Annotated in this window: 24 protein-coding genes; 4 read left to right on the top strand and 20 right to left on the bottom strand. The window is 50.2% G+C overall.

Annotation, left to right across the window (positions count from 1 at the left end; all coding sequences use genetic code 11):
- Positions 1-4: 4 nt before the first annotated feature.
- Both ACNA05_RS07740 and tig read right to left on the bottom strand, forming a co-directional pair.
- On the bottom strand, positions 5-1,129 hold the full coding sequence (locus ACNA05_RS07740) for a THUMP domain-containing class I SAM-dependent RNA methyltransferase (protein ID WP_415810872.1): 1,125 nt from the start codon (positions 1,127-1,129) through the stop codon (positions 5-7).
- Positions 1,130-1,328: 199 nt separating this feature from the next.
- Positions 1,329-2,726: a trigger factor gene (tig, locus tag ACNA05_RS07735; protein ID WP_415810871.1), complete on the bottom strand. Its 1,398-nt coding sequence runs from the start codon at positions 2,724-2,726 to the stop codon at positions 1,329-1,331.
- A 161-nt stretch (positions 2,727-2,887) separates the two neighbouring features.
- On the opposite strand from tig, the gene ACNA05_RS07730 reads away from it, so the two are divergent.
- Entirely contained in the window at positions 2,888-3,442 is a 555-nt protein-coding gene (locus ACNA05_RS07730; RefSeq protein WP_415810870.1) for a DedA family protein, read from the top strand.
- 22 nt (positions 3,443-3,464) lie between these two features.
- Here the strand turns inward: ACNA05_RS07730 and ACNA05_RS07725 are convergent, their stop codons facing one another.
- The 12 genes from ACNA05_RS07725 to ACNA05_RS07670 all read right to left on the bottom strand — a co-directional run bounded on the left by ACNA05_RS07725 (position 3,465) and on the right by ACNA05_RS07670 (position 16,625).
- On the bottom strand, positions 3,465-4,121 hold the full coding sequence (locus ACNA05_RS07725; protein ID WP_415810869.1) for an ABC-type transport auxiliary lipoprotein family protein: 657 nt from the start codon (positions 4,119-4,121) through the stop codon (positions 3,465-3,467).
- Positions 4,118-5,095, bottom strand: a complete 978-nt coding sequence (locus tag ACNA05_RS07720) for an MlaD family protein (RefSeq protein WP_415810868.1) — start codon at positions 5,093-5,095, stop codon at positions 4,118-4,120. Before ACNA05_RS07720 ends, ACNA05_RS07725 begins: the two co-directional genes overlap by 4 nt.
- A gap of 2 nt (positions 5,096-5,097) precedes the next feature.
- Positions 5,098-5,907: an ABC transporter ATP-binding protein gene (locus ACNA05_RS07715; protein WP_415810866.1), complete on the bottom strand. Its 810-nt coding sequence runs from the start codon at positions 5,905-5,907 to the stop codon at positions 5,098-5,100.
- Positions 5,907-7,016 (bottom strand): ABC transporter permease, encoded by a 1,110-nt coding sequence (locus ACNA05_RS07710; protein WP_415810864.1) that lies wholly within the window; start codon positions 7,014-7,016, stop codon positions 5,907-5,909. The genes ACNA05_RS07715 and ACNA05_RS07710 overlap by 1 nt, the downstream gene beginning before the upstream one ends.
- Positions 7,017-7,203: 187 nt before the next feature.
- Positions 7,204-7,746 (bottom strand): hypothetical protein, encoded by a 543-nt coding sequence (locus tag ACNA05_RS07705; RefSeq protein WP_415810863.1) that lies wholly within the window; start codon positions 7,744-7,746, stop codon positions 7,204-7,206.
- Between the two features lie 260 nt (positions 7,747-8,006).
- Positions 8,007-9,425: a sodium-dependent transporter gene (locus ACNA05_RS07700; protein WP_415810862.1), complete on the bottom strand. Its 1,419-nt coding sequence runs from the start codon at positions 9,423-9,425 to the stop codon at positions 8,007-8,009.
- Between the two features lie 163 nt (positions 9,426-9,588).
- Positions 9,589-10,731, bottom strand: coding sequence for a rod shape-determining protein RodA (rodA, locus tag ACNA05_RS07695; RefSeq protein WP_415810861.1), 1,143 nt, complete (start codon positions 10,729-10,731; stop codon positions 9,589-9,591).
- The gene (gene mrdA / locus ACNA05_RS07690) at positions 10,732-12,618 is read right to left on the bottom strand and encodes a penicillin-binding protein 2 (RefSeq protein WP_415810860.1); all 1,887 of its coding nucleotides are present in this window, start codon (positions 12,616-12,618) and stop codon (positions 10,732-10,734) included.
- Entirely contained in the window at positions 12,618-13,139 is a 522-nt protein-coding gene (locus ACNA05_RS07685) for a hypothetical protein (protein WP_415810858.1), read from the bottom strand. The genes mrdA and ACNA05_RS07685 overlap by 1 nt, the downstream gene beginning before the upstream one ends.
- Positions 13,136-14,110: a rod shape-determining protein MreC gene (gene mreC, locus ACNA05_RS07680; RefSeq protein ID WP_415810857.1), complete on the bottom strand. Its 975-nt coding sequence runs from the start codon at positions 14,108-14,110 to the stop codon at positions 13,136-13,138. The genes ACNA05_RS07685 and mreC overlap by 4 nt, the downstream gene beginning before the upstream one ends.
- Positions 14,111-14,155: 45 nt before the next feature.
- Positions 14,156-15,199, bottom strand: coding sequence for a rod shape-determining protein (locus ACNA05_RS07675; RefSeq protein ID WP_415810856.1), 1,044 nt, complete (start codon positions 15,197-15,199; stop codon positions 14,156-14,158).
- A 208-nt stretch (positions 15,200-15,407) separates the two neighbouring features.
- Positions 15,408-16,625, bottom strand: a complete 1,218-nt coding sequence (locus ACNA05_RS07670; protein WP_415810855.1) for a deoxyguanosinetriphosphate triphosphohydrolase — start codon at positions 16,623-16,625, stop codon at positions 15,408-15,410.
- Positions 16,626-16,694: 69 nt separating this feature from the next.
- Here ACNA05_RS07670 and erpA point away from each other — a divergent pair, with 69 nt between their 5' ends.
- A complete protein-coding gene (gene erpA, locus ACNA05_RS07665; protein WP_415810854.1) occupies positions 16,695-17,045 on the top strand; it encodes an iron-sulfur cluster insertion protein ErpA in 351 nt (116 codons plus the stop codon).
- 29 nt (positions 17,046-17,074) lie between these two features.
- Here erpA and ACNA05_RS07660 read toward each other — a convergent pair whose 3' ends face one another.
- The 6 genes from ACNA05_RS07660 to thiS form a co-directional block, all read right to left on the bottom strand.
- Positions 17,075-19,291 carry a TonB-dependent receptor gene (locus ACNA05_RS07660; protein WP_415810853.1) on the bottom strand — a complete coding sequence of 739 codons (2,217 nt, stop codon included), beginning with the start codon at positions 19,289-19,291 and terminating at the stop codon, positions 17,075-17,077.
- A 191-nt stretch (positions 19,292-19,482) separates the two neighbouring features.
- Positions 19,483-21,114 carry a CTP synthase gene (locus ACNA05_RS07655; RefSeq protein WP_415810852.1) on the bottom strand — a complete coding sequence of 544 codons (1,632 nt, stop codon included), beginning with the start codon at positions 21,112-21,114 and terminating at the stop codon, positions 19,483-19,485.
- 41 nt (positions 21,115-21,155) lie between these two features.
- Positions 21,156-21,596, bottom strand: coding sequence for a preprotein translocase subunit SecG (gene secG / locus ACNA05_RS07650; RefSeq protein WP_415810851.1), 441 nt, complete (start codon positions 21,594-21,596; stop codon positions 21,156-21,158).
- 110 nt (positions 21,597-21,706) lie between these two features.
- The gene (locus ACNA05_RS07645; protein ID WP_415810850.1) at positions 21,707-22,249 is read right to left on the bottom strand and encodes a hypothetical protein; all 543 of its coding nucleotides are present in this window, start codon (positions 22,247-22,249) and stop codon (positions 21,707-21,709) included.
- Positions 22,250-22,318: 69 nt separating this feature from the next.
- A complete protein-coding gene (locus ACNA05_RS07640; protein WP_415811265.1) occupies positions 22,319-23,116 on the bottom strand; it encodes a thiazole synthase in 798 nt (265 codons plus the stop codon).
- Positions 23,113-23,313, bottom strand: coding sequence for a sulfur carrier protein ThiS (gene thiS / locus ACNA05_RS07635; RefSeq protein WP_415810849.1), 201 nt, complete (start codon positions 23,311-23,313; stop codon positions 23,113-23,115). Before thiS ends, ACNA05_RS07640 begins: the two co-directional genes overlap by 4 nt.
- 62 nt (positions 23,314-23,375) lie before the next feature.
- Between thiS and aroQ the strand changes: the two genes are divergently transcribed.
- Both aroQ and accB read left to right on the top strand, forming a co-directional pair.
- Positions 23,376-23,813: a type II 3-dehydroquinate dehydratase gene (aroQ, locus tag ACNA05_RS07630; RefSeq protein WP_415810848.1), complete on the top strand. Its 438-nt coding sequence runs from the start codon at positions 23,376-23,378 to the stop codon at positions 23,811-23,813.
- 61 nt (positions 23,814-23,874) lie between these two features.
- Entirely contained in the window at positions 23,875-24,375 is a 501-nt protein-coding gene (gene accB, locus ACNA05_RS07625; protein ID WP_415810847.1) for an acetyl-CoA carboxylase biotin carboxyl carrier protein, read from the top strand.
- Positions 24,376-24,382: the final 7 nt, after the last annotated feature.

Below are 24,382 nucleotides of genomic sequence, written 5' to 3'. Positions count from 1 at the left end.
ACAATCACTTTAGCACCCTTGTTTTAAACAGTTTTACCCGCAACCCGCCATGATTAATCGGCGCGTCGGTCGGAAGCCAGGGCAGGTTCGTGGCTTGCGCTAAATTCGTATCCGATGTGATCATTCCAACACGCCAGCCCTGGAACTTTTCCTGCATGATTTGACCGAAGCTATTATAAAGCGCGAACAAATCTTTTTTCTTGCCGACTCGGGCGCCATAAGGCGGATTGACAATGACCAACCCCGGCGGCCCGTCCGGTCGTTCAAGCGCAGTCAGCGGCATCGGCGAGAAGGTGCAATGCTGCGTCACCCCGGCCCGTGCTGCATTTTCATTCGCGAATTCAATGACTTTCACATTGCGGTCAGAGCCATAGAAATGGTGCTTCACATCCAAACGAGGTTTTTCCGCCTTGAGTTTATCCACCCTTTCTGCGTCATAAGTCGCAAGCTTTTCAAATGCGAAAGACCGGCTACGACCCGGCAAGAGACCTGCTGAGGTTTCTGCGGCCTCAATAAGAAACGTTCCTGAACCGCACATAGGATCGAGAACTGGTTCATCGCCCTTGAAACCGCACCCTCGCAAACAAAGCGCCGCCATAGTTTCGCGCATCGGCGCCTTGCCCATGGCTTGCTTATAACCGCGCTTATGGAGCCCCTGCCCTGACGTATTTACTGATAGAATCACATTGTTACGGTCAATACGCGTTTTAATGACGATATCGGCGTCCTGTTTGGAGTCGACAATCTCTGCGCCAAACCCTTCGGATATGGCGCGTTCTATGCGCTCCTCGGCCGCGCCGGCGTGATAGATTTTACTTTTCTTATTCGTGCTGACTTCAACTTTTACTTTTGAGCCGGAGGTCAGCGTGTCTTCCCAAGGAAATTTGCGCGCACGCTTGTCTAACTGCGCCAGATGAAAGGCACGAAACTCTCCAATTCGGGCGAGGACTTTTGAAGCGCCGCGCAGGCTCAAATTGGCGCGCCAGACATCTTCCCAATCCCCAGAAATAGTGATGCCGCCAGCCGTCGCTTTGGGATTGTTAAATCCTGCCTCTTTCACTTCTTGAAGCAATAACTCTTCTAACCCCGGAGAGGTCGACAGGAAAATTTCAAAAGGGGCAGCGCTCATATGAACTGTCTTATCTGGCATTATGAAAGGAACCAAGTTGTCCCTACATTTGCGCATCGGTGAGCTGAAAATTTGTTATTTCGGCTTCTTCTATCAAAAGCAGGAACTCACTTGACCCTAAAACAAAAAACCCGGCACAAGGCCGGGTTTGACTTTATCCATATCAACTCAAGCGTAGCCTAAGCTGCGTTTGGAAAATCTAGATCATGTCGTCTTCTTCGAACAGCTCGTCCTTATCAACTTTTTTATCTTTGACTTCGGCTTTGTCGATGATCAGGTCGACAACTTTTTCTTCATAGATTGGGGCGCGGAGTTGAGCGATCGCATTCGGGTTTTTCTGGTAAAACTCAACAACTTGCTGTTCCTGACCCGGATATTGACGCGCTTCGGCGATCATAGCCTGCTGAAGCTCTTCATTGGTGATTTGAACTTCGGCCTTTTGGCCCATTTCAGCCAGAACCAGACCTAATCGTACGCGGCGTTCCGCAATCTTGCGGTAGTCTTTTTCTAACTGTTTATCAGTTTTCTTGGCGTCGTCTTCGTCCAGTTGTCCGGCCTCTTTCTCGGCCTTCACCTGATTCCAGATATTTTCAAACTCGGCTTCAACCATGTTTGGTGGAAGATCAAAGCTGTGCTTTTTGTCAAGTTCGTCAAGAATGGCGCGCTTAAGTTTCATGCGAGACTGCATGTCGAGTTCGGACTCATACTGCTTTTTGACAGCGTCCTTGAGTGCGTCCAGATCATCAAGACCAAAGTTCTTGGCAAAATCATCGTCAATCTCGGCATCTTTCGCGCCCTGGACTTCGTGGACTTTCGTCGCAAAGACAGCTTCTTTACCTGCCAAGTCAGCGGCCTGATATTCTTTGGGGAACGTGACTTTTACGTCCAGCTCGTCGCCGGCTTTAGCGCCGATAAGCTGCTCTTCAAATCCCGGAATGAAACTACCGGAACCGATAACCAGTTGATGACCTTCCATGGCGCCGCCCTCAAAAGCTTCGCCGTCAATTGTGCCAACAAAATCAATCAAGACTGCATCGTCTTTTTTGGCTTTAGCTGTTTTAGCTTTTTTCTTGTAAGTCTTCTGCCCTTTACCCAGCTCAGCCAAACGCTCTTCCATATCCGCATCTGAGGCTTCGTATTTCAGACGTGTGAATTTAAGAGTAGCTGGATCAACGGGTTCGAAGTCAGGGATTGATTCGACGGTCAATTGATATTCTAAATCCGCGGTGCCTTTTGTAACTTCCTCGCCGTTTGCACGAAGATCAATTTTTGGCTGACCAGCAGGGCGGATTTTATTGTCATTGATTGCTTTTTGAGACGTTTCATTGACGGTCTCTTCGACAATATCTTTCATGATAGATTGGCCGAACATTTTTTTGATGTGGGATGCCGGGACTTTACCAGGGCGGAAGCCTTTAAGAGAGACTTGCGGCTGCATTTCCTTGATTTTGGCATCTAGCTTGGCAGACAGGTCCTCTTTGGGAACTGTCACCGCATAGGTGTAGCTCAGGCCTTCGGTTTTTACTTCTTTGATTTGCATGACGGACATCCATCCTGTGTCAATGTCGGGTGCAGGCCCGCTAGCCATAAGGCACATAGCTTCGCCGCCCCGGGTCAGGGGTTAAAATTTCGCGCCTTATGTCACGGAGACTCCCATCTTGCAATGGCAGCTTACGCTTGAAACGTGCTTAATTTCAGCGTTAGAAGAATGTACGCTCAAACTTTTCTCAACCCCTTTAATCTAAAGACTGTTTTGCGATGGAACCCAGCTGGCTCTTATATCTCGGCATTGCCGCAGGTCCCTTTGTTCAAGAAGACGCAGCCGTACTGGCTGCCGCCACTCTATCCGCGTCTAAGCCTCAACACTTCCCGACTATTTTTATCGTCATACTCATCGGTTTGATTCTTTCCGATGTTTGGAAATACTGGATCGGTTGGGCCGCGTTGAAAAACCCTCACGCCAGAGCCTTTGCTGAAAAAAAGCATGTTGCCAATTTACAGGATAAGGTGCAGCGCCACCTCTTTTTCACTCTATTGGGCGCTCGTTTCCTTCCTCTGGCGCGTGTCCCGGCCTATGTGGCCTGTGGATATTTCAATGTTTCCTACGTCAGATACTGCCTCTTTATCGCTTTTACCGCTACTTTATACACGATCATAATCTTCACGCTCTGCCACTACCTAGGCAAAGCAGTTGGAGATAAACTTGAGGTGATTATGCCCGTGGCCGCTCTTACCTTGATTGCGATCTTTGGCTCTCTCATTTGGTGGCGCAAACGCAGAGCCGCTGAGGGGAAAGACCCGCTTGAGGATTAAGCTCGCTCAGCAGATTGTCAATTTAAGCCTGGTTTTCGTTGAGCTTTTGAGATTCTATCGCCAGCCAATCTGAAATATCTGATAACGCTTCACGATTCGCAGCGGAAATTGCTTCCACGATCGAGGAAACAGATGCCGCATTTGCTCTTTTCATTTTTGTAATCTCATATGTCCCGATCAAAGAACGGTCTGACGCATTTGCAAAAGTCGCGCTATATCGAACGACAGCCTTGGGAGCTGATTGCGACCCTTGATCAAATTGAGCTTCAAAATTCTTAATCGTCAGTTGAACCCGTGTATCCGTTCGAGCGCCCGAAGACGGCAATACCCCAATTAGGTCCTCTCTGGCAGAAAGAATTTCAACAAAAGAGTTCTGAACCAATATCGGAGTAATTTCAGACCATTTTGCCTGTGAGGCGGAGGCTAAACGTTGACCGTCAGGAGAGACGACAACATCGCGGTTCTGAAACACAATTGGCGCGCTCGGGCGATCAATACGGATAACAGCCGCATCAACATCACTTGCCACTGAATTTGGGGCAGTCGTCAATCGATATACGGTGTCTGCCGGAGCCGGGTCAGGTAACACTGAGCAGGCGCTTATAGACAGAGCGGTAAATAGGCCCATCATAGCGGCGAATGAGAGTTTAATAGGTTTAAACACGGAAAAATTCATCATTGGGGCAAGTCCACTGTTTCACGTTCTGCCCCGACTATGAACTGGGACGGATTCTGTTCCAAACCGTCGGCCACACGTCCCAAGGTTTCGACAAGACGGCGTATCGCATCAACAGTTTCTTCTAAGTCCGTTAGGCCTGAATTGGAAAGCCGGTTAATGGCGTCTCTGGCATCGACAATCAGCTCGTTCCCCTGACCTGCGAGTTCGTTATAGGACGCCAACGCAGTGTCCACATTATCAAGGCTTTCTTCAGCCCGGGCGATAATGTCTTTCACATCTCCATCAACCACATCGTTAATTGAGCCAGAAGTCTCCGTGATACTGTCCGCCGTTATCGCAATTCTGTCAGCAGCATTAGCAACAGAGACGAACATATTATTGACTTGGTCCATATCCAGTTCTGAGGCGTCGAGATCGCCTGTCACCTTCTCAATGTTACTCAATATTTGATGAAAGTCTTCAATGGCATCTTCGGACAAGACGTCATTTACTGACTTCAAGGCTCTCCCGGCGCTTTCTATGACGGATCCGCCGCCATCTAAGAACGTGTCCAGCTGACTCATCTGGCCTTCAATACGTTTCGGCCCCTTTCCTGGTAAATCTTTAAGAAGCGGGAACTCTTCACCACCTGAAAAAATCTGAATATAACTTAGTCCTGTCAGGCCTAGCGGTTCCAAACGGGCATAACTTTTCGTGTCCACAGGCGTATCGGCGATCACCTGGATTTCTGCCAGAACAGTGTTTGTATCTTTAGCGTCCAGACGCAGTCCAAGGACCTCCCCGACCTTCAATCCGTTAAACCGAACCTCGCTTCCTTGCGTCAGGCCTCGCACGGGGCCATTAAAACTCACTTCGTATTCATCATATTTTTGGTCTAATTGGGCGTTTGCGAGCCACGCCATGAATGCCAGTGCCGCGACCATAGATAGCAGTACAAAGATTCCGATCAGGGCGTAGTGGGCCTTATTTTCCATAATCAGTTAGCCGCCTTCGTCTTGGACTTTCCACCGGCCGACATAGCCGCCCGGGATCTCGGCCCATCAAAATACTCTTTCACCCAAGGATGATCATATTTCTGAACCTTTTCTAACTTATCGGCAATCGCAATATGTTTATCAACCAAAACTGCCACACGGTCACAGATGGCATAAAGACTATCCAAATCATGGGTCACCATCAAAACGGTCAAATTCATGGCGTCTCTCAACCCCAAAATCAGTTCATCAAAAGCATGAGCGCCAATAGGGTCAAGCCCGGCCGTGGGTTCGTCGAGAAACAATAGGGATGGATCAAGCGCAAGGGATCGGGCCAGACCCGCTCTTTTTCTCATGCCGCCTGATAAATCAGAAGGATAAAGCGTGGCCGATTCTGGCGGCAAGCCAACCATATGAATCTTCATATCAGCCAGCTCGCACATCAACTCTTCGGGCAAATCGGTGTGCTCACGCAGGGGCACTATAATATTCTGACGAACAGTCAATGAAGAGAAGAGCGCGCCTCCCTGAAACAGCACACCGATTTCATTATTGATCGCGCGCCGCTCTTCAAATGAAAGGTCCCGTCGATCTTCCCCGAAATACCGAACGACCCCGCCCTCAGGTTCCTTCAGACCGAGCATCGTATTCATGAGTACCGACTTTCCCGAGCCTGAGCCGCCCACAAGCCCGACAATTTCTCCACGGTTAATCCGAAAATCGAGATTTTCGTGAATAACATTCGCTCCGAATTGCGTGAGGAGACCTCTCGCTTCCATGGGCGGAGCGTCGTTTTTAATCTGCGCTTTCATTAAACACCTATCTGGTAGAATAAAATCGCAAACATAGCGTCCACAGCAATAACAGCGAAAATCGCCTGAACTACGCTAGTGGTTGTTCTGGAACCCAAAGACTCTACGCTGCCCGTCACTGCTAATCCCTGTCGGCATCCAATAATTGCAATAATCAAGCCAAAAATAGGGGTCTTGACGAGGCCGACGCCGAACTGGGTCAAGTCTATAGCCTCGCGGAAACGGCCCAAGAACATAACAGGAGAAATGTCCGCGCCGCCGCTCCATGCGACTAACATTCCGCCGAAAATACCGCTCATCATAGCTAAGAAAGTCAAAATTGGTGTCACCACCACACAGGCAATGGCGCGAGGCACGACGAGGGTCTCATAAGTATCCAGACCTATCACCGTCATGGCGTCAATTTCCTGACGCATTTTCATGGCGCCGATTTGGGCCGTAAAGGCGGAATCTGATCGACCTGCTAGCAAGATAGCCGTGATAATTGGCGCTAATTCCCTCAGGACGGCAAAACCAACCAAATCAACCATGAAAACACTCGCCCCGAAAGAGGCAAGAAGGTTTGCGCCCATATAAGCTATTACTGCTCCGATAAAGAAGCTCAGCACCATAACAATCGGCGCCGCATCAAGCCCCACGTCTTCAATGAGCGCGACAACCGACTTCCATCGAATTTTAGTGGGCGTTAGAAGCAAACGACCCAAGACCGAGAAAAAATGCCCGATAAATGCCAGAGTTTCCCAAACTTCTTTGCCGAAACGCTCTGTCGCAATGCCGAGCCGGATAAGCGTGTCATACCACTGGCGTGTATGAGTGGGGGGATCCCCGCGCAGCGCTTCGCACGCTGCCTTCATTAACGTCATTTGGCCCTTACTGCCTTGATCAATATTCCAGCTTCTTCTCTCGCCCTCGGCACCTTCCAGGACCCGCGCAAGAAGGTATGCCCCTGACGTGTCCAGTTCTGTCATTTCTGAAAAGTCGTAGCGAACTTCTGTAAGATCCGTTGAGTCCTGCCAGTCAGACAACCTCTCATACAGGACTTTGGCGTTTTCAAACGTCCAGTCACCCCGGGCCTTAACAAGCAAGGTCTGGCCTTGCTCTGTAAGCATATATTGTTCGTTGTCAGACATCTAGAACAAGTTGCAAACAAGCAACGTCCCCGTCAAGCAAAGGTTCTATTTGTAGCAATAAACTGTCAGTTAAAAAGATCAGCCCAACACGTGTATATTTATGACTTCACGTATCGATTGCTAATTCGCGGAAGCAAAGCTTTAAGGCAAATTGCTCAAAAACGGGCTACCCAATGGCGTCTTTGCCGAGTTCCATAGCATCGGAGCGGACCCGATCTCCAAAAGCGTCCGTGGCCCGGCGGAGAAAATCTACGCTCGCTGAAAATTGCAGGAATTCAGCATTATTTTTAGGCTGGTTTTTCAATAAAAGAGCCTCAGCAAAAGTATCTTGGGCCTCTTTTGAAGCAATCAAGGATTTCTCCAAGCTCGCCAACTCTTTTCGCAAAGACGTTTCTCCCGGAGCCATAGCGAGATATATCTCTGCCGCTTGTCGCGTTTGGTCAACATAACCACGGGCCAGCTCAATATCCGTTTCCAAAGCATCAAGAGAACTAACGGACTGGGCGTAATTTACGTCCTCATTCAGTGGTTTATTCTCCAGCCCCTTTAAAAGAGTCAAAGCCGCCGAGCGCATTTTGTTACGGGAGTCCTTTGCGACAAAACCGCGATTGGTAAAGACTGAATAAAGTTTCGCAGCGGCGCGCTCAACAACGTTCACGTCTGTTGCATTGGATGCATCTAACGACTTGGTCGAGGCCATATCAGACATATCAACTGTAGCGCAGGCAGAACTCAATAGGCATGCAGATATCACTACTACGCGAAGTGTAATTTGCGATTTCCGCATGCAATGGCGCATATTTGGTCCCAATACCCCCGACACCTTCGTGACGGCTTCTAAATCTGTCGCCCACACTCAATGATCTATGCTGAACACTCCCTGAATGTTCATACCCATAAAACCGTTAACATTTACATAGAGCGGCAAAATAGCCGCTGCAATGTGCAAATTCATAGCCCTTCCAAGAATTAACCTGTGAAGCTACGAATATAAGACATGATCGAGGTCACCATCACAGCACCGACAAAAATCGGCGCAACCCAGCGGCAAAAGAAGAATATGACTTTCCCAAGTTTTTCGCCTTCACCCTTGATTTGCTCATGGACAAGTCTTGAGTCCATTCTCCAGCCCACAAAGATAATGATCAGGAATCCAGCCAATGGAAGCATTACTTTACTGGTAAAACCGTCAATAGCGTCGAGAGATGGTGTCGCACCGCCCTCCCCTACGCCAAAGACAGAAAAGAGTCCGATGGCAATCATTAGCCCCCCAACAACCCACGCCGCTTTAGACTTGGACATGTTGAATTTTTCACTCGCATAAGCTGCAGATGGCTCCAGCAAAGAAACCGAAGAGGTAATCGCTGCAAAGAAAGCGAGGAAGAAGAACGCAGCGCCTACAACTGGCCCAATAATGCCCATTGCTTCAAAGGCATTTGGCAGGGTGATGAATAGAAGCGCAGGACCCGCACTCTCTGACAGACCTGACCCGAAAACAATTGGGAAAATGGCCAAACCAGCAATCAAAGCAACCATTGAGTCCATTATCGCCACAGTTGTCGCGGCCTTTGGTAGAGAAACATCATTCGGGATGTAAGACCCGTAAGTAATCATGATCGCACTGCCGACGCTGACCGAGAAAAAGGCTTGTCCAAGCGCAGCATTGGCAACACTCCCAATATTGGACACAGCTGAAATTTCAGGGTTTTTCGTCATCATTTCGTTCCAGTCAGGAACGTAAAGGAACTCAAGTGCCGCCGCTGTGCCTCCATCACTTAGATTGGTGACGAGCGCGAAAACTGCCAAACAAGCTAATAGGACGAAGAAGGCTGGCATGAGCATTGTGGCCGCCCACTCAATTCCTTTGTTCACACCACGGCTAACAAGCCAAATCGTGATTAAAGCGAACGCTAAAAACCATGGCAGAACAGCTATTGGATTACTGATAAATTCGACAAATCGCGCAGCCACGTCATCCGGCGCCATTCCAGAGAAGCCATTTGATAAGAAAAAGAAAATATACCTAAGAACCCAGCCAGCAATCACGCAGTAAAATGTGACGATAAAGAAACCGGCCAGCATCCCGACCCAGGCTGCGCCGCGCCAGTTCCGGCTCCGTCCTGACCGCTGGGCGACATCATCAACTGACCCAACAGCATTGGCCACATTACCCGAGCGGCCAACCATATATTCACTCATCAAAACTGGGATGCAGACGAATAAAACGGCGAGAAGATAGATAAGGATGAACGCGCCCCCTCCATTCGTCCCGGCTTCAGAAGAAAAGCGCCATAAGTTCCCAAGTCCGACAGACGACCCCACGGCCGCCATAATGAATGCAAAACGTGAAGACCATTGAGCCTTGCCCGGAGCCGCAATTGAAGCCATTTGATATCCCTTCTGTGTTCCCTGATAGATGCCGCTTCTCTTGAGCGCATTCTAATCTGGCTTTGTGATTAAGGAAATCCATCATGCGGTCAAGCTAAGAGCGCGAGTTGTTTGTGCTGAATCTAAAAATATGTGACATTTTCTTTGGGCCATCGGCCTTGAACTAGAGACGGGTTCTGGGAAGCTCACTATTTCTGTGTAAGTGAGCAGATAAAATCAGTCCAAACCCCGCCATAACAGCCATCACAACAGTACCGCCATAAGAGATTAGCGGGAGCGGAACCCCCACAACCGGCATGAGTCCCATCACCATACCTAGATTAATAAAGATATAGAGCGTGAAAGTTGTGATTAGCCCTAGAATCAACAATTTAGAAAAAGTTGATTTACACTTCATGGCAAGGAAGATGCACAAGCTTATAACCGCGATATACAGGACTATGGTCATCAAACTGCCGATCAGACCAAATTCTTCTCCAATAACCGTGAAAATAAAATCCGTTCTATTTTCCGGAACATAGTCGCCTTGTCTTTGGGTCCCGTTCATGAACCCCTTGCCGGAGACCCCGCCGCTTCCAAGAGCGATTTTGGACTGGGTAATGTGATAACTTGCTCCGCTTGGATCGCGGGACGGATCAAGAAACGTCCAAATTCGGTCTCTTTGATATTCCTTTAGCCCAAACTGAATAAATAAAGGCAAACCTACCGCCATTAATAGGGAAGCGAACCCGATAACCCGCCAACTTACGCCCGCCAGAAAAACTATCACCACTCCTGTCGCCCCAAGTAAGAGCGTCGTACCCAGGTCAGGCTGGTGTAAAATTAGAGCCATCGGAACAGAAATCAGCAGAAGCGCTCCTATTAGGCCACTAATATGAGAAATGCGCCACCGCGCCAGATCGTGATAATAACGAGCCAAAGCCATGACGATAGCCAGTTTCATAATTTCAGAGGGTTGAATACGCATCAGTCCAAGGTCAAGCCAGCGCTGGGACCCATTTACGTTGACGCCCATAATCTCCACGCCAATCAAGAGAACTAAGGCGCCGAAATAGGCTGGGTAAGACAACGTGTACCAAACTTTTATATCGATAAGTGCGATTCCAAGCATGATAACGCCTGCAACGCCTATTCTCACGGCATGTTGAGCCGCGCCGTGGCTCCAGACTCCATCGGTTGCTGCAAAAATCATGGTCACGCCTACAGCTCCGATGACCGCGATCAAAACAGGTAAAAGCCAGTTGAGTTCGTAGAGCTTGGCCCGCAGACTAAGCCCAGATCGGTCGATAGGAAGTATCCCAACCATTTAGAGCGCCGCCGCTTCTTTTTGGGTTTTGGCACCCATCCCGTCCCGCCGAAGCGCTTCAGATAAAACATTACGTGTTATGTCTGCAGCCCTGCCCGCTCCGGACCCGCCATGTTCAACAATAGTTCCAACGGCGAACCGTGGTTTATCATAAGGAGCAAAGCCGACAAAAATAGAATGATCCCGGAGTTCCCAAGGGACGACATTGTTTTTGCGAACACCCGTGGCCCGTTCACTGGCGGATATGCCTCGCACCTGTCCGGTGCCAGTCTTCCCAGCCATTTCTATACCGCCCAATTTCAGACTATCATGCCTATACGCTGTTCCGCCTGGCTCCTCGCAAACGGCGTGCATGGCCTCCCTTACGAAAGCCAAATGAGCGGGATCAATATCCAGTTTATCAAATGACGGAATTCCGTTTCCTATGATGAGGGAGGGTTTCAAAGCAAGTTGGGCATTGGCTAACCGAGCCGCCATGACCGAAAGCTGCAGAGGAGTGGCGAGAACAAAGCCTTGCCCAATGGATGCGTTAAGGGTGTCACCCATTCGCCAGCCCGACCCTAGCCGCGCCTTTTTCCACGCCTCATCCGGCACAATGCCGGATTTCTCTCCGGCAATTCCGACATCATGATTTTGCCCCAGACCGAGACGCCGCGCCATATCCGCTATCCGGTTAATCCCGATGACCTGAGAAATCTCATAAAAATAGGTGTCGCAGGAATGTTTAAGTCCGTCCCGCATCGTCATGGCCCCGTGGCCTTGTCGTTTCCAGCAATGGAACAAGCGATTACCCAGCCGCATTCTCCCAACGCAAAAAACTGGTCTTCGCGGGTCAATCAGGCCGCTTTCCAAAGCCGCCAGCATAACGACCATTTTAAATGTTGACGCAGGCGGGTAGCCTCCTCCGATAACTTTATTGAACTGCGGGCGCTTAGGATCGCTATTCATGCGGTCCATATCTGCCTGCGTTAGTCCGTTTACGAATAAGTTGCCGTCAAAGCTCGGCATAGACAAAAGTGTACGAAGCTCCCCCGTCACACAATCCATGACAGATATACCACCGGAATCATCCGCGAACTGGTCAGCGGCAAATTTCTGTAACTTGGCATCCAATGTGAGGTAAACATCATCCCCGGGGGTCGCTTCATCTTTTGGGTCCGGCCATTCACGCACAATGCGTCCGACGGCATTAACCTCAACTTTCAATTTGCCTGAAGCCCCACGCAGCCTATCCTCAACGGCGGCCTCGACCCCTGTTTTCCCAATGCGGAACGTCGGTTGACGTAAAAGCGGGTCCTTGTCCTGGGCAATGTCTTCATCACCGGCACGCCCGATATATCCAAGCGTATGGGCAAAAATTCCGCCATTGGGGTAGGCCCTGCCTTCGGCGACCTCCGGAATAATGCCAGGGAGGTTGTGCATTCGCATGTTCAAGGCAGCAAAAGTCTTCCAGTCCATATTGTCCTGAATAGTGATTGGAACAAATCTCGGGCTAGTTCTAATATCATCATGTATCCGTTTGAGACTTTTGGGAGACAGATCAATGACCTCTCCTACAGTCTTTAAGACGCTTTCGATATCTTTAGAGCGCTCAGGAATGAGGACGACCCGATAATTGGGATGGTTCACGGCCAAGGGCTCACTATTGCGATCCAAAATCCGTCCCCGACTGGGAAGAATTATGTTATAGTTGAAGCGATTATTCTCTGACAGCGCAATATAGTCCTCGGCCTTACGGACCTGCAGATCATATAGCCTTGCGCCCAGCACGCCAAACATAACCATTCCCCCGGCTCCGAGAAATAGCGTGCGCCGCGATAGGACATTATCAGCTTCCGCCTGTTCCGCGGCGCTATTTTTCGGGGTGATTTTTGATTTTCGCGCCATCAAAGCGCCTCTTCTCGCCGGCTAAACCAAGACTGCATTCTGTTTCGTAAAATCCAAATCACTGGAAAGGCAAGCGTCGCCAGCAGTGCTGGCTGTAAAAGGGCCGCCCAATATGGCCAGTCATTATAGATAATCCGTCCACTAAACGTCAGAACGAGTAGCGCTATAAACAGGGCTCCGATCCAAAGGCGCAGAGAATGCGTAAAACTTAGAGGTTTTAAACGGTCAAATGGCCGGAAAAACAAAATACAGAGTAAATAAACCAAAGCCCACTGCCCAGGCACGCCCATGCTGAGCCAATCTTGCGCCAGCCCTAAAAGGAGGATCGCAATCACAGACCTCACTGGTGGGGCGCCATGAGGCCAGAGGGCAATAACTAAAAGCGGAAGCCAAGACAGGGACACATTGAAATTAAAAATATTCACATTCAGCGTGCCAAGTAACGTCAGTAAGACACCCGCGAGCAAGGCTTGAATAAACTGTCCTTGGCGCAGTCCTGAACTTGACCCAAGAAAGCTCATGGGTTGACACCTTCCGCAAGCGGCGTCTCTGCCGCCGCCGCATCCTCCATGCTCTGCTGGTCTACGGTCTGGTTTGTTTCAACCGCAGGAATGTCTTCCTCATTTATCTCGACGACAGGCATATCCACGGCGACGGGGGTCTCTATCGGCGCAAACAGCGCAACCGACACCCAATCAATCGGCTTCTGAAGTCCCGCCAGTTCTGCTCTCAGGTCACCGTTTGAGGCTTCGACAACATGTCCGACAACCAATCCGCGCGGAAGCCGCCCATCATCGCCGGAGGTCATAATCAAATCTCCGACCTGCCAGTCCATTCCGACATCAATAAACAGAAGCTTTGGAAAATCACTATTATCACCGGCGAGAACAGCAACAGCTTCGCTGCGCTCGCTCATCACCGGAATACGGCTATTTAAATCATCCAAACGGAGGACTCGGGAAGAGTTTGAGCCGGCCAGAATAATATGACCGACAAGCCCGTCCGGCGTCATCACGGCATCTCCGACTTTAATTCCGCTTTCCCGACCCGAATTCAGCAATAGCGCTCGTACGAAAGGACCTTTTAAATCGTTTACAGCTCTGGCCGCCACTTTACGCAGAGGAATATCACTCTCTGATTTTGACCCTAAAATTTGTTCATACCTCTGCAGTTTACTTTCAATGACAGAAAAATTGGCCTGTTCTTCTCTAAGCATCTGCAACTCAGCGCGAAGAGCTTTATTCTCCTCAAAGGCGCGCTGCCTGTCAGAAAAGGTGTAAAAAAAGTTTTCGACAACGCGGATTGGCTTTGAAACCAGAGAGACGAGAGGAGAAACTATTTCGTCGGATTGGGCTTGAACAGATTGTCTTAGCCTAGCCTCATGTCCCTGCGTCGCCATAAGGGTGATGGAAATGATAATCCCAACAAGTAAAACCCAATAGACAACACCATTGTGCTCTGTATCAGCGCGAGAATAGGATGTGCGAGGCATAGCCCACCTCCTTTCCTCTTACCCCGTCATTGGGGGCTTGATGTACTAGACCCCGCTGGACAGTACACTCTTCCATTTCTTCAGATTCTCTACGACCGTGCCGGAGCCTCTGACCACACAAGACAGCGGATCGTCCGCAATTGAGACTGGCAAGCCTGTCCGTGAACGCAATTCTGTATCCAGATTGCGAAGCAGCGCGCCCCCGCCGGTTAGCATGATACCCTTGTCAACAATATCAGCGGCCAGTTCAGGCGGCGTTGATTCAAGCGCCATTTTTACCGCTTCAACAATTTGCTCCACCGGCTCGGCCAAGCTCTCGGCGATCATCGCTTCGGTCACGCGGATCTCACGCGGCACACCATTCATCAAGTCGCGGCCCTTAATTTGGACCGTCATACCTTCATTATCCGCAGGCATTGTTGCGGAGCCAATTTCTTTCTTCACCCGCTCAGCAGACATTTCACCTAGCAAAAGGTTTGTCGTCCGGCGAACATATTGAATAATCGCATCATCCATTTTGTCTCCGCCTACCCGGACAGAGCGTGAATAGACGATACCATCTAGAGAGAGCACAGCGACTTCTGTTGTGCCGCCGCCAATATCAACAACCATAGACCCTGAAGGCTCATGGATAGGCAGTCCAGCACCGAGAGCCGCAGCCATTGGCTCTTCAATTAGATAAACGCGCTTTGCGCCCGCTTGTTCTGCCGATTGATGAATGGCGCGCCGCTCCACGGCGGTGGCGCCGGACGGCACACAAATCACAACATGCGGACGACGGCGGATAAGCCCGCCCTTATTTACTTTACGAATAAAGTGGCCGATCATTTCTTCCGCCACTTCGAAGTCGGCAATAACGCCGTCTTTCATGGGTCGGATAGCTTCGATATGACCAGGCGTCCGGCCCAACATGTTTCGCGCATCTTCGCCAACAGCATGAACGACCTTGCGTCCATTACGAATGGAAAATGCAACAACCGAAGGCTCATTGAGCACAACATCGCGACCCTTGGCATAAATCAGCGTGTTCGCTGTTCCGAGGTCAATTGCTATATCTGATGAAAATGCGCCGAGCAGTGACGAAAACATTTTAGGCCTTTGATTTCATGTGTTCCGAAACTTGAAGCCCGCCATTGAAACTGTTGGCTCAGTTTCAATATCAAAATAGGCACGAATTAAGTCGGAATCATTCCCTTATGCGACGTTAATGGGAAGTTGCGCAATTAATTGCAAGCGGAACCTCTCTTGATTGCGCCATATCACTGAATTAATATTCGTTCACACAGGGGGGTAGGCCCTAATAAGTCGAAAGATAACCCGCTGCGGTAAAAAGCTTGCGATGTTCAGCGATAGCAAAACTGTCAGTCATACCCGCTATGTGGTCGCAGATTACGCGCGCAGTTTCAGCCGTATGAGCTCCATTACACTGTCGCCGCAATTCCGTCGGCAAAATGTCGGGATCATTTATAAACAAATCAAACAGTTCAGAAACGGTTCGACTTGCCTGTCCCATCATGCGGTTGACCTTATAATGGCGATATAAATTATCGAACAGGAATTTACGAAGCGGCTTTTCTTTTTCTCGGAAGCTATCAGAAAATGCCACTACGGGGCGGTCCAGCTCACGGATATCCTGCGCACTTTGAGGGTCATGTTCGGTCAGGCGGCTTCGGGTTTCTTCCAGAACGTCGGACACCATATATCCTATCAGGTCTCTCACCGCTTCGTGGATCATACGATCCTCAGATATTCCGAGGAAACGACGGCGTACACTCGAAAAGGCTTCATTTAGAAGCGGAACTTGCTCGACCTCCTCCACGGTTATCAAACCAGATCGAAGTCCATCATCAATGTCGTGATTGTTATAGGCGATATCATCAGCCAAGGCCGCAACCTGCGCCTCCGGCCCCGCAAAGGTCTCAAGTTCGAGCCGCTGCCAATTGTCGAGCGCCTTCAACGCCCAAGGTAGATTGTCTTCATCTCCGTCTTTGACGATCAGAGGCCCATTGTGCTTTGCAATCCCTTCGAGGGTTTCCCATGTCAAATTTAACCCATCAAATTCGGCGTAGCGGCCTTCCAAATGCTCAACAATCCTGAGGGTCTGGGCATTATGGTCAAACCCTCCATATGGCTCCATAGCTTCGGCCAAAGCATGTTCTCCGGAGTGACCAAAAGGCGGATGCCCCATATCATGCGCCAGAGCCAAGCATTCTGCTAAATCCTCATCCAATCCCAGTACCCGCGCAATGGAACGCGCAATTTGGGCTACTTCCAGAGAATGCGTCAGTCTGGTGCGATAATAATCTCCCTCATGAGCGACAAAAACCTGTGTTTTCCCCTTAAGACGTCGAAAGGCACTGGAATGAATGATTCGGTCTTTATCGCGCTGAAAGGGGCTGCGCTCTGACGTTGAAGGCTGAGATATCCGGCGCCCTCTTGCCTGAGCGGGGTCAGAGGCAAAAATCGCCCGTGTTTGGCGATAAGGTGAAAACTGTAATTTAGATTTAGACGACACAAATAACTCACTCGACTGGAAACAGCCGCATGACTAGTCAGCGCGGCCTTCACCGCCTATATAGAACCCATGAGTGAAAATACTACACAAGTTTCCCAATCTGTTTCTATGTCGGCTTCGGCCGCGACGCAGATTAACGCGATCATGGCCAAGCAAGGCAAAGACCGTTATTTGCGCGTTGCCGTTGAAGGCGGCGGCTGTTCAGGGTTTCAATACAAATTTGATTTTGCCGACTCGCCGAACGATGATGATATGGTGCTCGAGCGCGACGGCGCCAAAATCCTCATTGACGAAATGAGCGTTGGGTTTCTCGAAGGATCAGAAATTGATTACGCCCGGGAGCTGATCGGATCAGCGTTTAAAATTCATAACCCCCAAGCTGTTGCAGCCTGCGGATGCGGGACGAGCTTTTCAATTTAAGCCCGTCCACACCCACATTCCCCTCAAATCTAGAAGCGTTTAGTGATTTCCGCACCGTAAATCGTCGGCTCATTGATGAAGCCTGTCAGATTGTTAAAATCGACCGCGCCTTCGAGCTCGGTGGCGTTGAAAACATTTCGGCCAAAGGCTGCAATTTCAAACTCTCCTCCATTGTGCACATATCCGGCACGCAAGCCAACTTCGGTGAGCGAATCGCTCGAAAACTCGACGCTTTCATAGAGGAAGAAATTCACTTTGCTGCGATGGGCGACATCGCCATAGACAAAAATTTCACCTGAATCGGAAATCGGGAGGCCATACCGGGCCGTAGCATTCGCAATATATTTCGGCGCCTGAGGCAAAGGATTTCCGTCAATAAGCGCATTGCCTGTGGCCGGGTTAATCGGATCGATAACGGTACAGCCTGCGCCGCAAGCGCCGACTTCCAGATCTTCATCCTGAATTTCCGTGTCGTTCAGGCTAAATCCGGCTGTCAGGTCGAGGCCCTGAAACGGATTTAGAGAGGCGTCGACTTCGACACCGTAACCGACGACCGACTCGGCGTTTAGGAGCTGGTTAAAATTCCCCGCTCCGCCGACGGCCGTAATCTGTTGATCTTGAGTTTCGAAATAGAACCCAGTGACGTTAAATGTGCCGCGACCGTTGAAAAACTTGGTTTTGACACCTGTTTCTACGGAATCGATGGTTTCTGTATCAGCTACTGTCACGACATCTCCAAAGACCAAGCGGCCCTGGACGTTTGGCGCACGAAACCCGCGAGAGTAACGGGCGTAAACATTAAAATCATCATTGACAGCATAGTTCGCCGCCAAGTCGCCTGATAAAACTGTATCAGAGAGTTTACGGTTGAGCGGTCCGAGAGGCGGCGCCCCAAACGGACCGAAAATACGAGACGCTTCGAAATCTTTGTCCTCATAGGAAAGGCGAAGACCTGCCGTCACGGTCAAATCCTGCGTGGCTTGCCACTCTGATGATCCAAACAACGCAATTGCTGTTGTTTGCTGATTTTGTACGGCACGTCCATTTACGACCCCGCCCGACAGAGTATCGTGACTTAAATTCTCGAGCTCCAGATTTTCATAAAAGCCAAACGCGCCAAGTGTAATGTTTATGTTGTCCCGGTGGTCCCAATTGTAGCGAAGTTCTTGCGAATACTGTCCATGTCCGGTGATGTTATCCGCGCTTTCTGCGGAGAATGGAATAAAACCTGGACCGGATGGCGGGGCAAAAACAGCCCCAAATCCGCCGTCAACATCGCCCCGCGTATCCGCGCTCACCCATTCATAAGAGCTGATGGACGTGAAAAGGCCCGGCCCTTTTTCAACATCAACTTTGAGAGAGACGCCCAAATTATCGACGTTTAGATTTTGGTTGGAATCCTGCGCGGCGGTGAAGCGATTAAACTCAGGAACGAAATCATTCGTGCTTGGCTGTATAACATTCGCGCGGAAAACGCGTGAGCCCCCATCGAGAGTCCGGCCATGAACATTCAAAAGCGCGGTGACGTCATCGTTTGGCGTAAAGAGGAATTGAAGGCGGCCGGCAAATTCTTCAAACTCCTCAAAGCCGTCCTGCGGAGCATTAGCGACGCTATTGTCGACATAATCGTCGCGGCGCTGATAAAGGCCAGAAAAACGCGCAGATAGTTTGTCCTCAATAAGGCCTCCACTGATGGCACCTTCCGCGTCGAACGTATCAAATCGCCCATACGCCAAGCGGCCGTAACCTTCGACTTCTTCGGTCGGCTTGGCACTTTCAAAAGTAATAACGCCTGCTGGTGTGTTTCGGCCAAAAAGCGTTCCCTGAGGTCCGCGAAGGACCTCGACGCGGTCTAGGTCAAAAACGGGAAAGCCTTTTAGGATAGGATTTTCAAGAACGACATTGTCATAGACAAGGCTGACAGGCTGGTTCGCATTCAGATCGAAATCTGTGTTGCCGAGCCCACGAATATAAAAACGAGGAAAGGCGCGGCCAAAGGATGTTTCAGCATAAAGACTCGGAACGCGGGCGTTTAAAAACAAAATGTCTTCCCCGCCGGAACTCAGCACGTCTAGCTTCTCGTCCTGAAGCACTTCGACAGACAACGGAACTTCTTGTAAAGTCTGCTGACGTTTCTGAGCCGTTACAACGACCTCGTCTGAAGATTGAGCATGGGCTGGGCCGAACGCGGTCGTGCTGTAGAGTGCTGCAGCGCTAAGCGCTGCTTTTGCGGTCAATTTAATCAAGGGGATACTCCGTAGAAGTCATGGTTGCACAGGCGCACCTGAATTGGCACCTCACACACAATTTCTATTGAAACATCAAGCAGTTTCACCGTTATATCCCTTCACAATCACTTGATGAGAAAGATAGGTGACAGGGCCGTCACAAGGTGCACCACAACAAAAAGAGTCAGAGGGGCACCCTGACAAAAAACTCAGACTAACCGGCTCTGATCCAGAGCGGCTTTGACAAACCCTTTAAATAAAGGATGCGGTGCGAAAGGGCGGCTTTTCAATTCCGGGTGATACTGAACGCCCACGAACCAAGGGTGATCCGGAAGTTCTACGATTTCAGGAAGCACTCCATCAGGCGACATGCCGGAGAAACGAAGACCCGCCTCTTCCAGCTTATCTTTATAGTCGACATTCACTTCATACCGATGACGGTGACGTTCTTCGATTTCGGTTTTTCCATATTCCTGCTCGACAAGCGATCCTTCACTTAGAATCGCAGGGTAAGCCCCAAGGCGCATTGTACCGCCCAAGTCTGTTTGGCTTGTTCTCAAGAGCCGTTCATTCCCTTTGGTCCATTCCGTCATCAGACCAACGACATTTGTACCGGTTTCGCCGAACTCGGAACTGCTGGCATCCTCGAGCCCTGCCAAATTACGAGCCGCTTCAACAACCGCCATTTGCATTCCCAGACAAATGCCGAAATATGGAACTTTCTTAGTCCGCGCAAATGTAACCGCTTTAATCTTGCCTTCCGATCCTCGTCCGCCAAATCCGCCCGGCACCAAGACGGCGTGTGCGTCTTTGAGCATATAAGGGTCGTCAGATTTCTCGAACTCTTCCGCTTCGATCCAATTGATATTGACCTTGACGCGATTGGCAATTCCGCCGTGGACCAGCGCTTCTGTAATGGACTTATAAGCATCTGGCAGAATGGTATACTTACCGACAACGGCAATATTAACTTCGCCCGCATCCGGATTTTCCAATGTTTTGGAAATATCCCACCACCCGCTGAGATCTGCGTCCGGGGGCGTTACCACGCCGAAGTGGTTTAGCACTTCGATATCCAGACCCTCGGCATGATAAGCTAGAGGCACATCGTAGATAGACGGCGCGTCCAGACCTTGAATAACCGCGCTTTCGCGGACGTTACAGAAGCGTGCAATTTTTTTGCGGTCTCCGGCTAAAACCGGGCGATCGGCGCGGCATAAAAGAATGTCCGGCTGGATACCGATGGAACGAAGCTCTTTCACACTATGCTGGGTCGGCTTGGTCTTCATCTCTCCGGCCGCGCCGATATAAGGCAGCAAGGTCACATGAAGGAAACAGGTCTGACCGCGCGGAAGCTCTTGATCAAGCTGTCGTAAGGCCTCGAAGAACGGCAGTCCCTCAATATCACCGACAGTGCCCCCGACTTCGCAGAGCACGAAATCAACATCGCCTGCGTCTGACAGCACAAATTCCTTAATCTCATTGGTCACATGCGGAATGACCTGAACCGTGGCGCCGAGATAATCTCCGCGTCGTTCGGCTGCGATAATGTTGGAATAAATCCGGCCAGTTGTGATGTTGTCGGTCTGAGCTGCGCTCACACCCGTGAAACGCTCATAGTGGCCCAGATCGAGGTCGGTTTCCGCACCATCATCGGTAACGTAGACTTCGCCGTGTTGATAGGGACTCATCGTGCCCGGATCGACATTCAGATAAGGGTCTAGCTTACGCAGGCGTACCTTATAGCCCCTCGCCTGTAAAAGCGCTCCGAGCGCCGCAGAGGCTAGGCCTTTGCCGAGTGACGACACAACGCCGCCTGTAATAAATATATAACGTGGCATAGCCCGCTCTCTTTACTGTCCGCGGGCTGAAATAAGACGGTTTATTCGTCTTCAGGCGTACCCTCGGGTTCTGAATCTGATGTCGCGTCCGGCGTTTCGGTAGCAGTCTCTTCCGGAGCGAGGTCCGGTGTCTGCACGACCGATTCGGGCACTTCAGTTTCTTCTTCCAACGGGGTTGTCGTATCGTTTGAATCGAGGGCTGGCGTCAAGGGGGCAACCGCATTTGTATCATCAAACTGTGAAGAATCCGCATTTTCCATGTTGAAAACAATGGAAAGGGCCAGACAGTTCACAATAAAGATCACGCCGAGGATCGCCGTCATCCGAGCAATAGAGGTTGTCGCAGAGCGGCCGGACATCAATCCACCTCCGCCGCCACCGCCGCCAATTCCAAGCGCGCCGCCTTCGGAACGTTGGATCAGAATGAGACCCGTCAGAATGACGCTGATAATCAGCTGGATGATGAGGAGGACTGTGGACATGTAATTTTCTCGCAGCGTATTTTGACGCGGTATGAATTTGCCGCGCGATTAGACCATTCAGGTCGGCATGGCCAGAGGGAATTACAAGTCCGAAAGTTAAAACCTTTGCCCTAGCATTTTTTGGTGGCCGCTATTCCCTTTAGATAACCACGGCGTGCGACGCCTTTACGGTAAGATTGCTCCACCTCTTTTTCATATTTAGACGCCCCTGAAGCGCGCCTTATCAAGCTTCGAAACGGGATAAGGCCTCCGACTGTTGAGGAAACAGCGTTCAATGCGGTTTGACTCATTGAGCCCTTTGAATCTTCCGCCGTTTCAACATCGTTCCCTAAAAGCTGGGTGAGCTTATCAATTTCGACCATCAATTTATTGCAGGAACTATCGGCGGGCATAAGGTAAGGATTCTCCAGACTCTCCAGTAGATAAGGAATTTCCGATTTTCTAAGGTTGATATCGCCCAGAGGCGTGAGTACCGCCTCCCCTAAATTTGGAGCATCGTCCAAACTATCGATGTCGTCGGCAGACTTCCCCGTTGTTACAGCGCTTGCTGTGTTGCTGGCCTGAGATCCAAAACGGCTGAATGCCTCCTTCGGGGAGGTCGAACACCCGCCTAATATGGCGGCAATGGCAATAAATCTGAGGTAGCGTTTCATGGCAAGAGCGTAATCTCGCCCTGCCCCGTTGTAAAATTGCCAATAGGACAGCTTCCGGTAATCTAAACCCTAAATTAAACCTGCGAGGGGCGAACTTGGATCGGCATACATTTTCTTGGGCATACGCCCCGCAAGATAAGCCTCGCGTCCGGCGATGACGGCATGTTTCATCGCACGCGCCATACGAATAGGATCTTTTGATTCGGCAATGGCCGTATTCATCAAAACACCGTCACAGCCAAGTTCCATCGCCGCCGTTGCGTCAGACGCTGTTCCGACGCCGGCATCGACGATCACAGGCACCTTGGTTTGCTCAACTATCAACCGAATATTGACTGGATTCTGAATCCCCAGGCCAGAGCCAATCGGAGCGCCCAAAGGCATAATGGCTGCGCAGCCCATGTCTTCGAGCTTTTTAGCGAAAACAGGATCATCAGAGCAGTAAACCATGACTTCAAAGTCGTCCTTCAATAGCAGCTCTGCGGCACGTAAGGTTTCTTCCATATCAGGGTAAAGATGTTTCGGATCAGATAAAACTTCGAGCTTCACGAGGTCCCAACCACCGGCTTCCCGTGCAAGCCGTAATGTACGAACCGCGTCTTCGCCTGTGAAGCACCCGGCCGTATTAGGCAGATAAGTTGTTTTCTCCGGGCTGATAAAATCCGCCAGCATTGGCGCTTTTGGATCAGAAAGGTTCACCCGCCGGACGGCGACGGTCACAATATCTGCGCCAGAGGCTTCGAGCGCCTCGGCATTCTGGGCGTAATCCTTATACTTCCCGGTACCTATTATTAGGCGCGAGTTAAATTCCCGTCCTGCGACGATGAGTTTGTCAGATGTGTCACGCGCTTTAGAGTCTGGCACTATCCGCCTCCGATAAAATGAATGATTTCGAGCTTGTCGCCTTCAGCGAGCTTCACTTCGCCAAATGTTGATTTAGGAACAACTTCCAAGTTGCGTTCAACTGCAATTTTTTTATTCGGCAAGCCCAAATGCGCGATCAGACCCGTTATGGTCAAATCATCGGGCAAATTATGGATTTCGCCGTTCAAAGTCAGCTTCACAAAGGCCTCCTTACAGGCTTTAGCATTGCAGGGCGCGTTACCATGGCATAAAGGCTCTCTCAATGACCAAAGCCATTTATATCCTCAATGGACCAAACCTCAATAGGCTCGGCACAAGAGAGCCTGAGATTTACGGGTCAAAGACTCTTGCGGACATCGAAGCCGACTGCCGTTCGGCCACTAAGCACGACCTCGTCTTTAAACAGAGCAATATTGAGGGTGAAATCGTTGAGCATATTCAAGAAGCCGCGGACAAGGCCGCTGCACTTCTTATCAACCCAGCGGCTTACACCCACACCTCTATCGCGATATATGACGCGCTAAAGCTGCTCGATATTCCGATAGTTGAAATCCACTTGTCGCAACCCGCGAAGCGTGAAAGCTTTCGGCGTCGGTCTTATGTATCAGAGGCCGCAACGGGAACCATAAGTGGATTTGGTGCAAATTCTTATCAATTAGGGCTGCAAGCCGTCATAAATTTGTTAAAGATGAAAAATTAGGCGACTCGCAGAGCCGAAAAGCCAAACCGACTAATAGCCTGAACGAAAAGAGAGAGACGTAATGGCAGTAGAAAAAAAAGATAACGCCAAAAAAGGCAGTGATGTCGATTTGATTCGTGAATTGGCGGATATTCTAAACGACACCGACCTTAACGAAATTGAAATGAAAAAGGGCGATTTGAAAATCCGCGTCTCCAAAGGCGGCGGACAAATGGTGCAAGCTTACACCGCACCGCAAGCTCATGCTCAGGCTCCCGCTCAGTCGGCGCCGTCTGTGTCGTCAGCTGCACCTGCTGCGGGCTCAGAAGAGGCCGGGTCTGGACCGCACAAGGATTCGACAACCTCACCTATGGTCGGAACGGCCTATACACGGCCCTCCCCGGACGCTGACCCTTTTGTGAAAGTCGGGGATAGCGTTGAAGAAGGCGACACAATCTTGCTCGTCGAAGCCATGAAGACCTTTAACCCGATTACTGCGCCAAAGTCCGGTAAAGTCGAAGCCGTTTATGTCGAGGATGCGCAGCCGGTCGAATTTGGCGAATCTCTCTTTGTGATCGTTTAACTGATAT

Origin of the sequence: Litorimonas haliclonae, from assembly GCF_965138505.1 — a bacterium.
GTDB classification, from domain to species: domain Bacteria; phylum Pseudomonadota; class Alphaproteobacteria; order Caulobacterales; family Maricaulaceae; genus Litorimonas; species Litorimonas haliclonae.
Note: the sequence above shows the minus strand (reverse complement) of the source record. Positions and strands in the feature narration are given on the sequence as shown.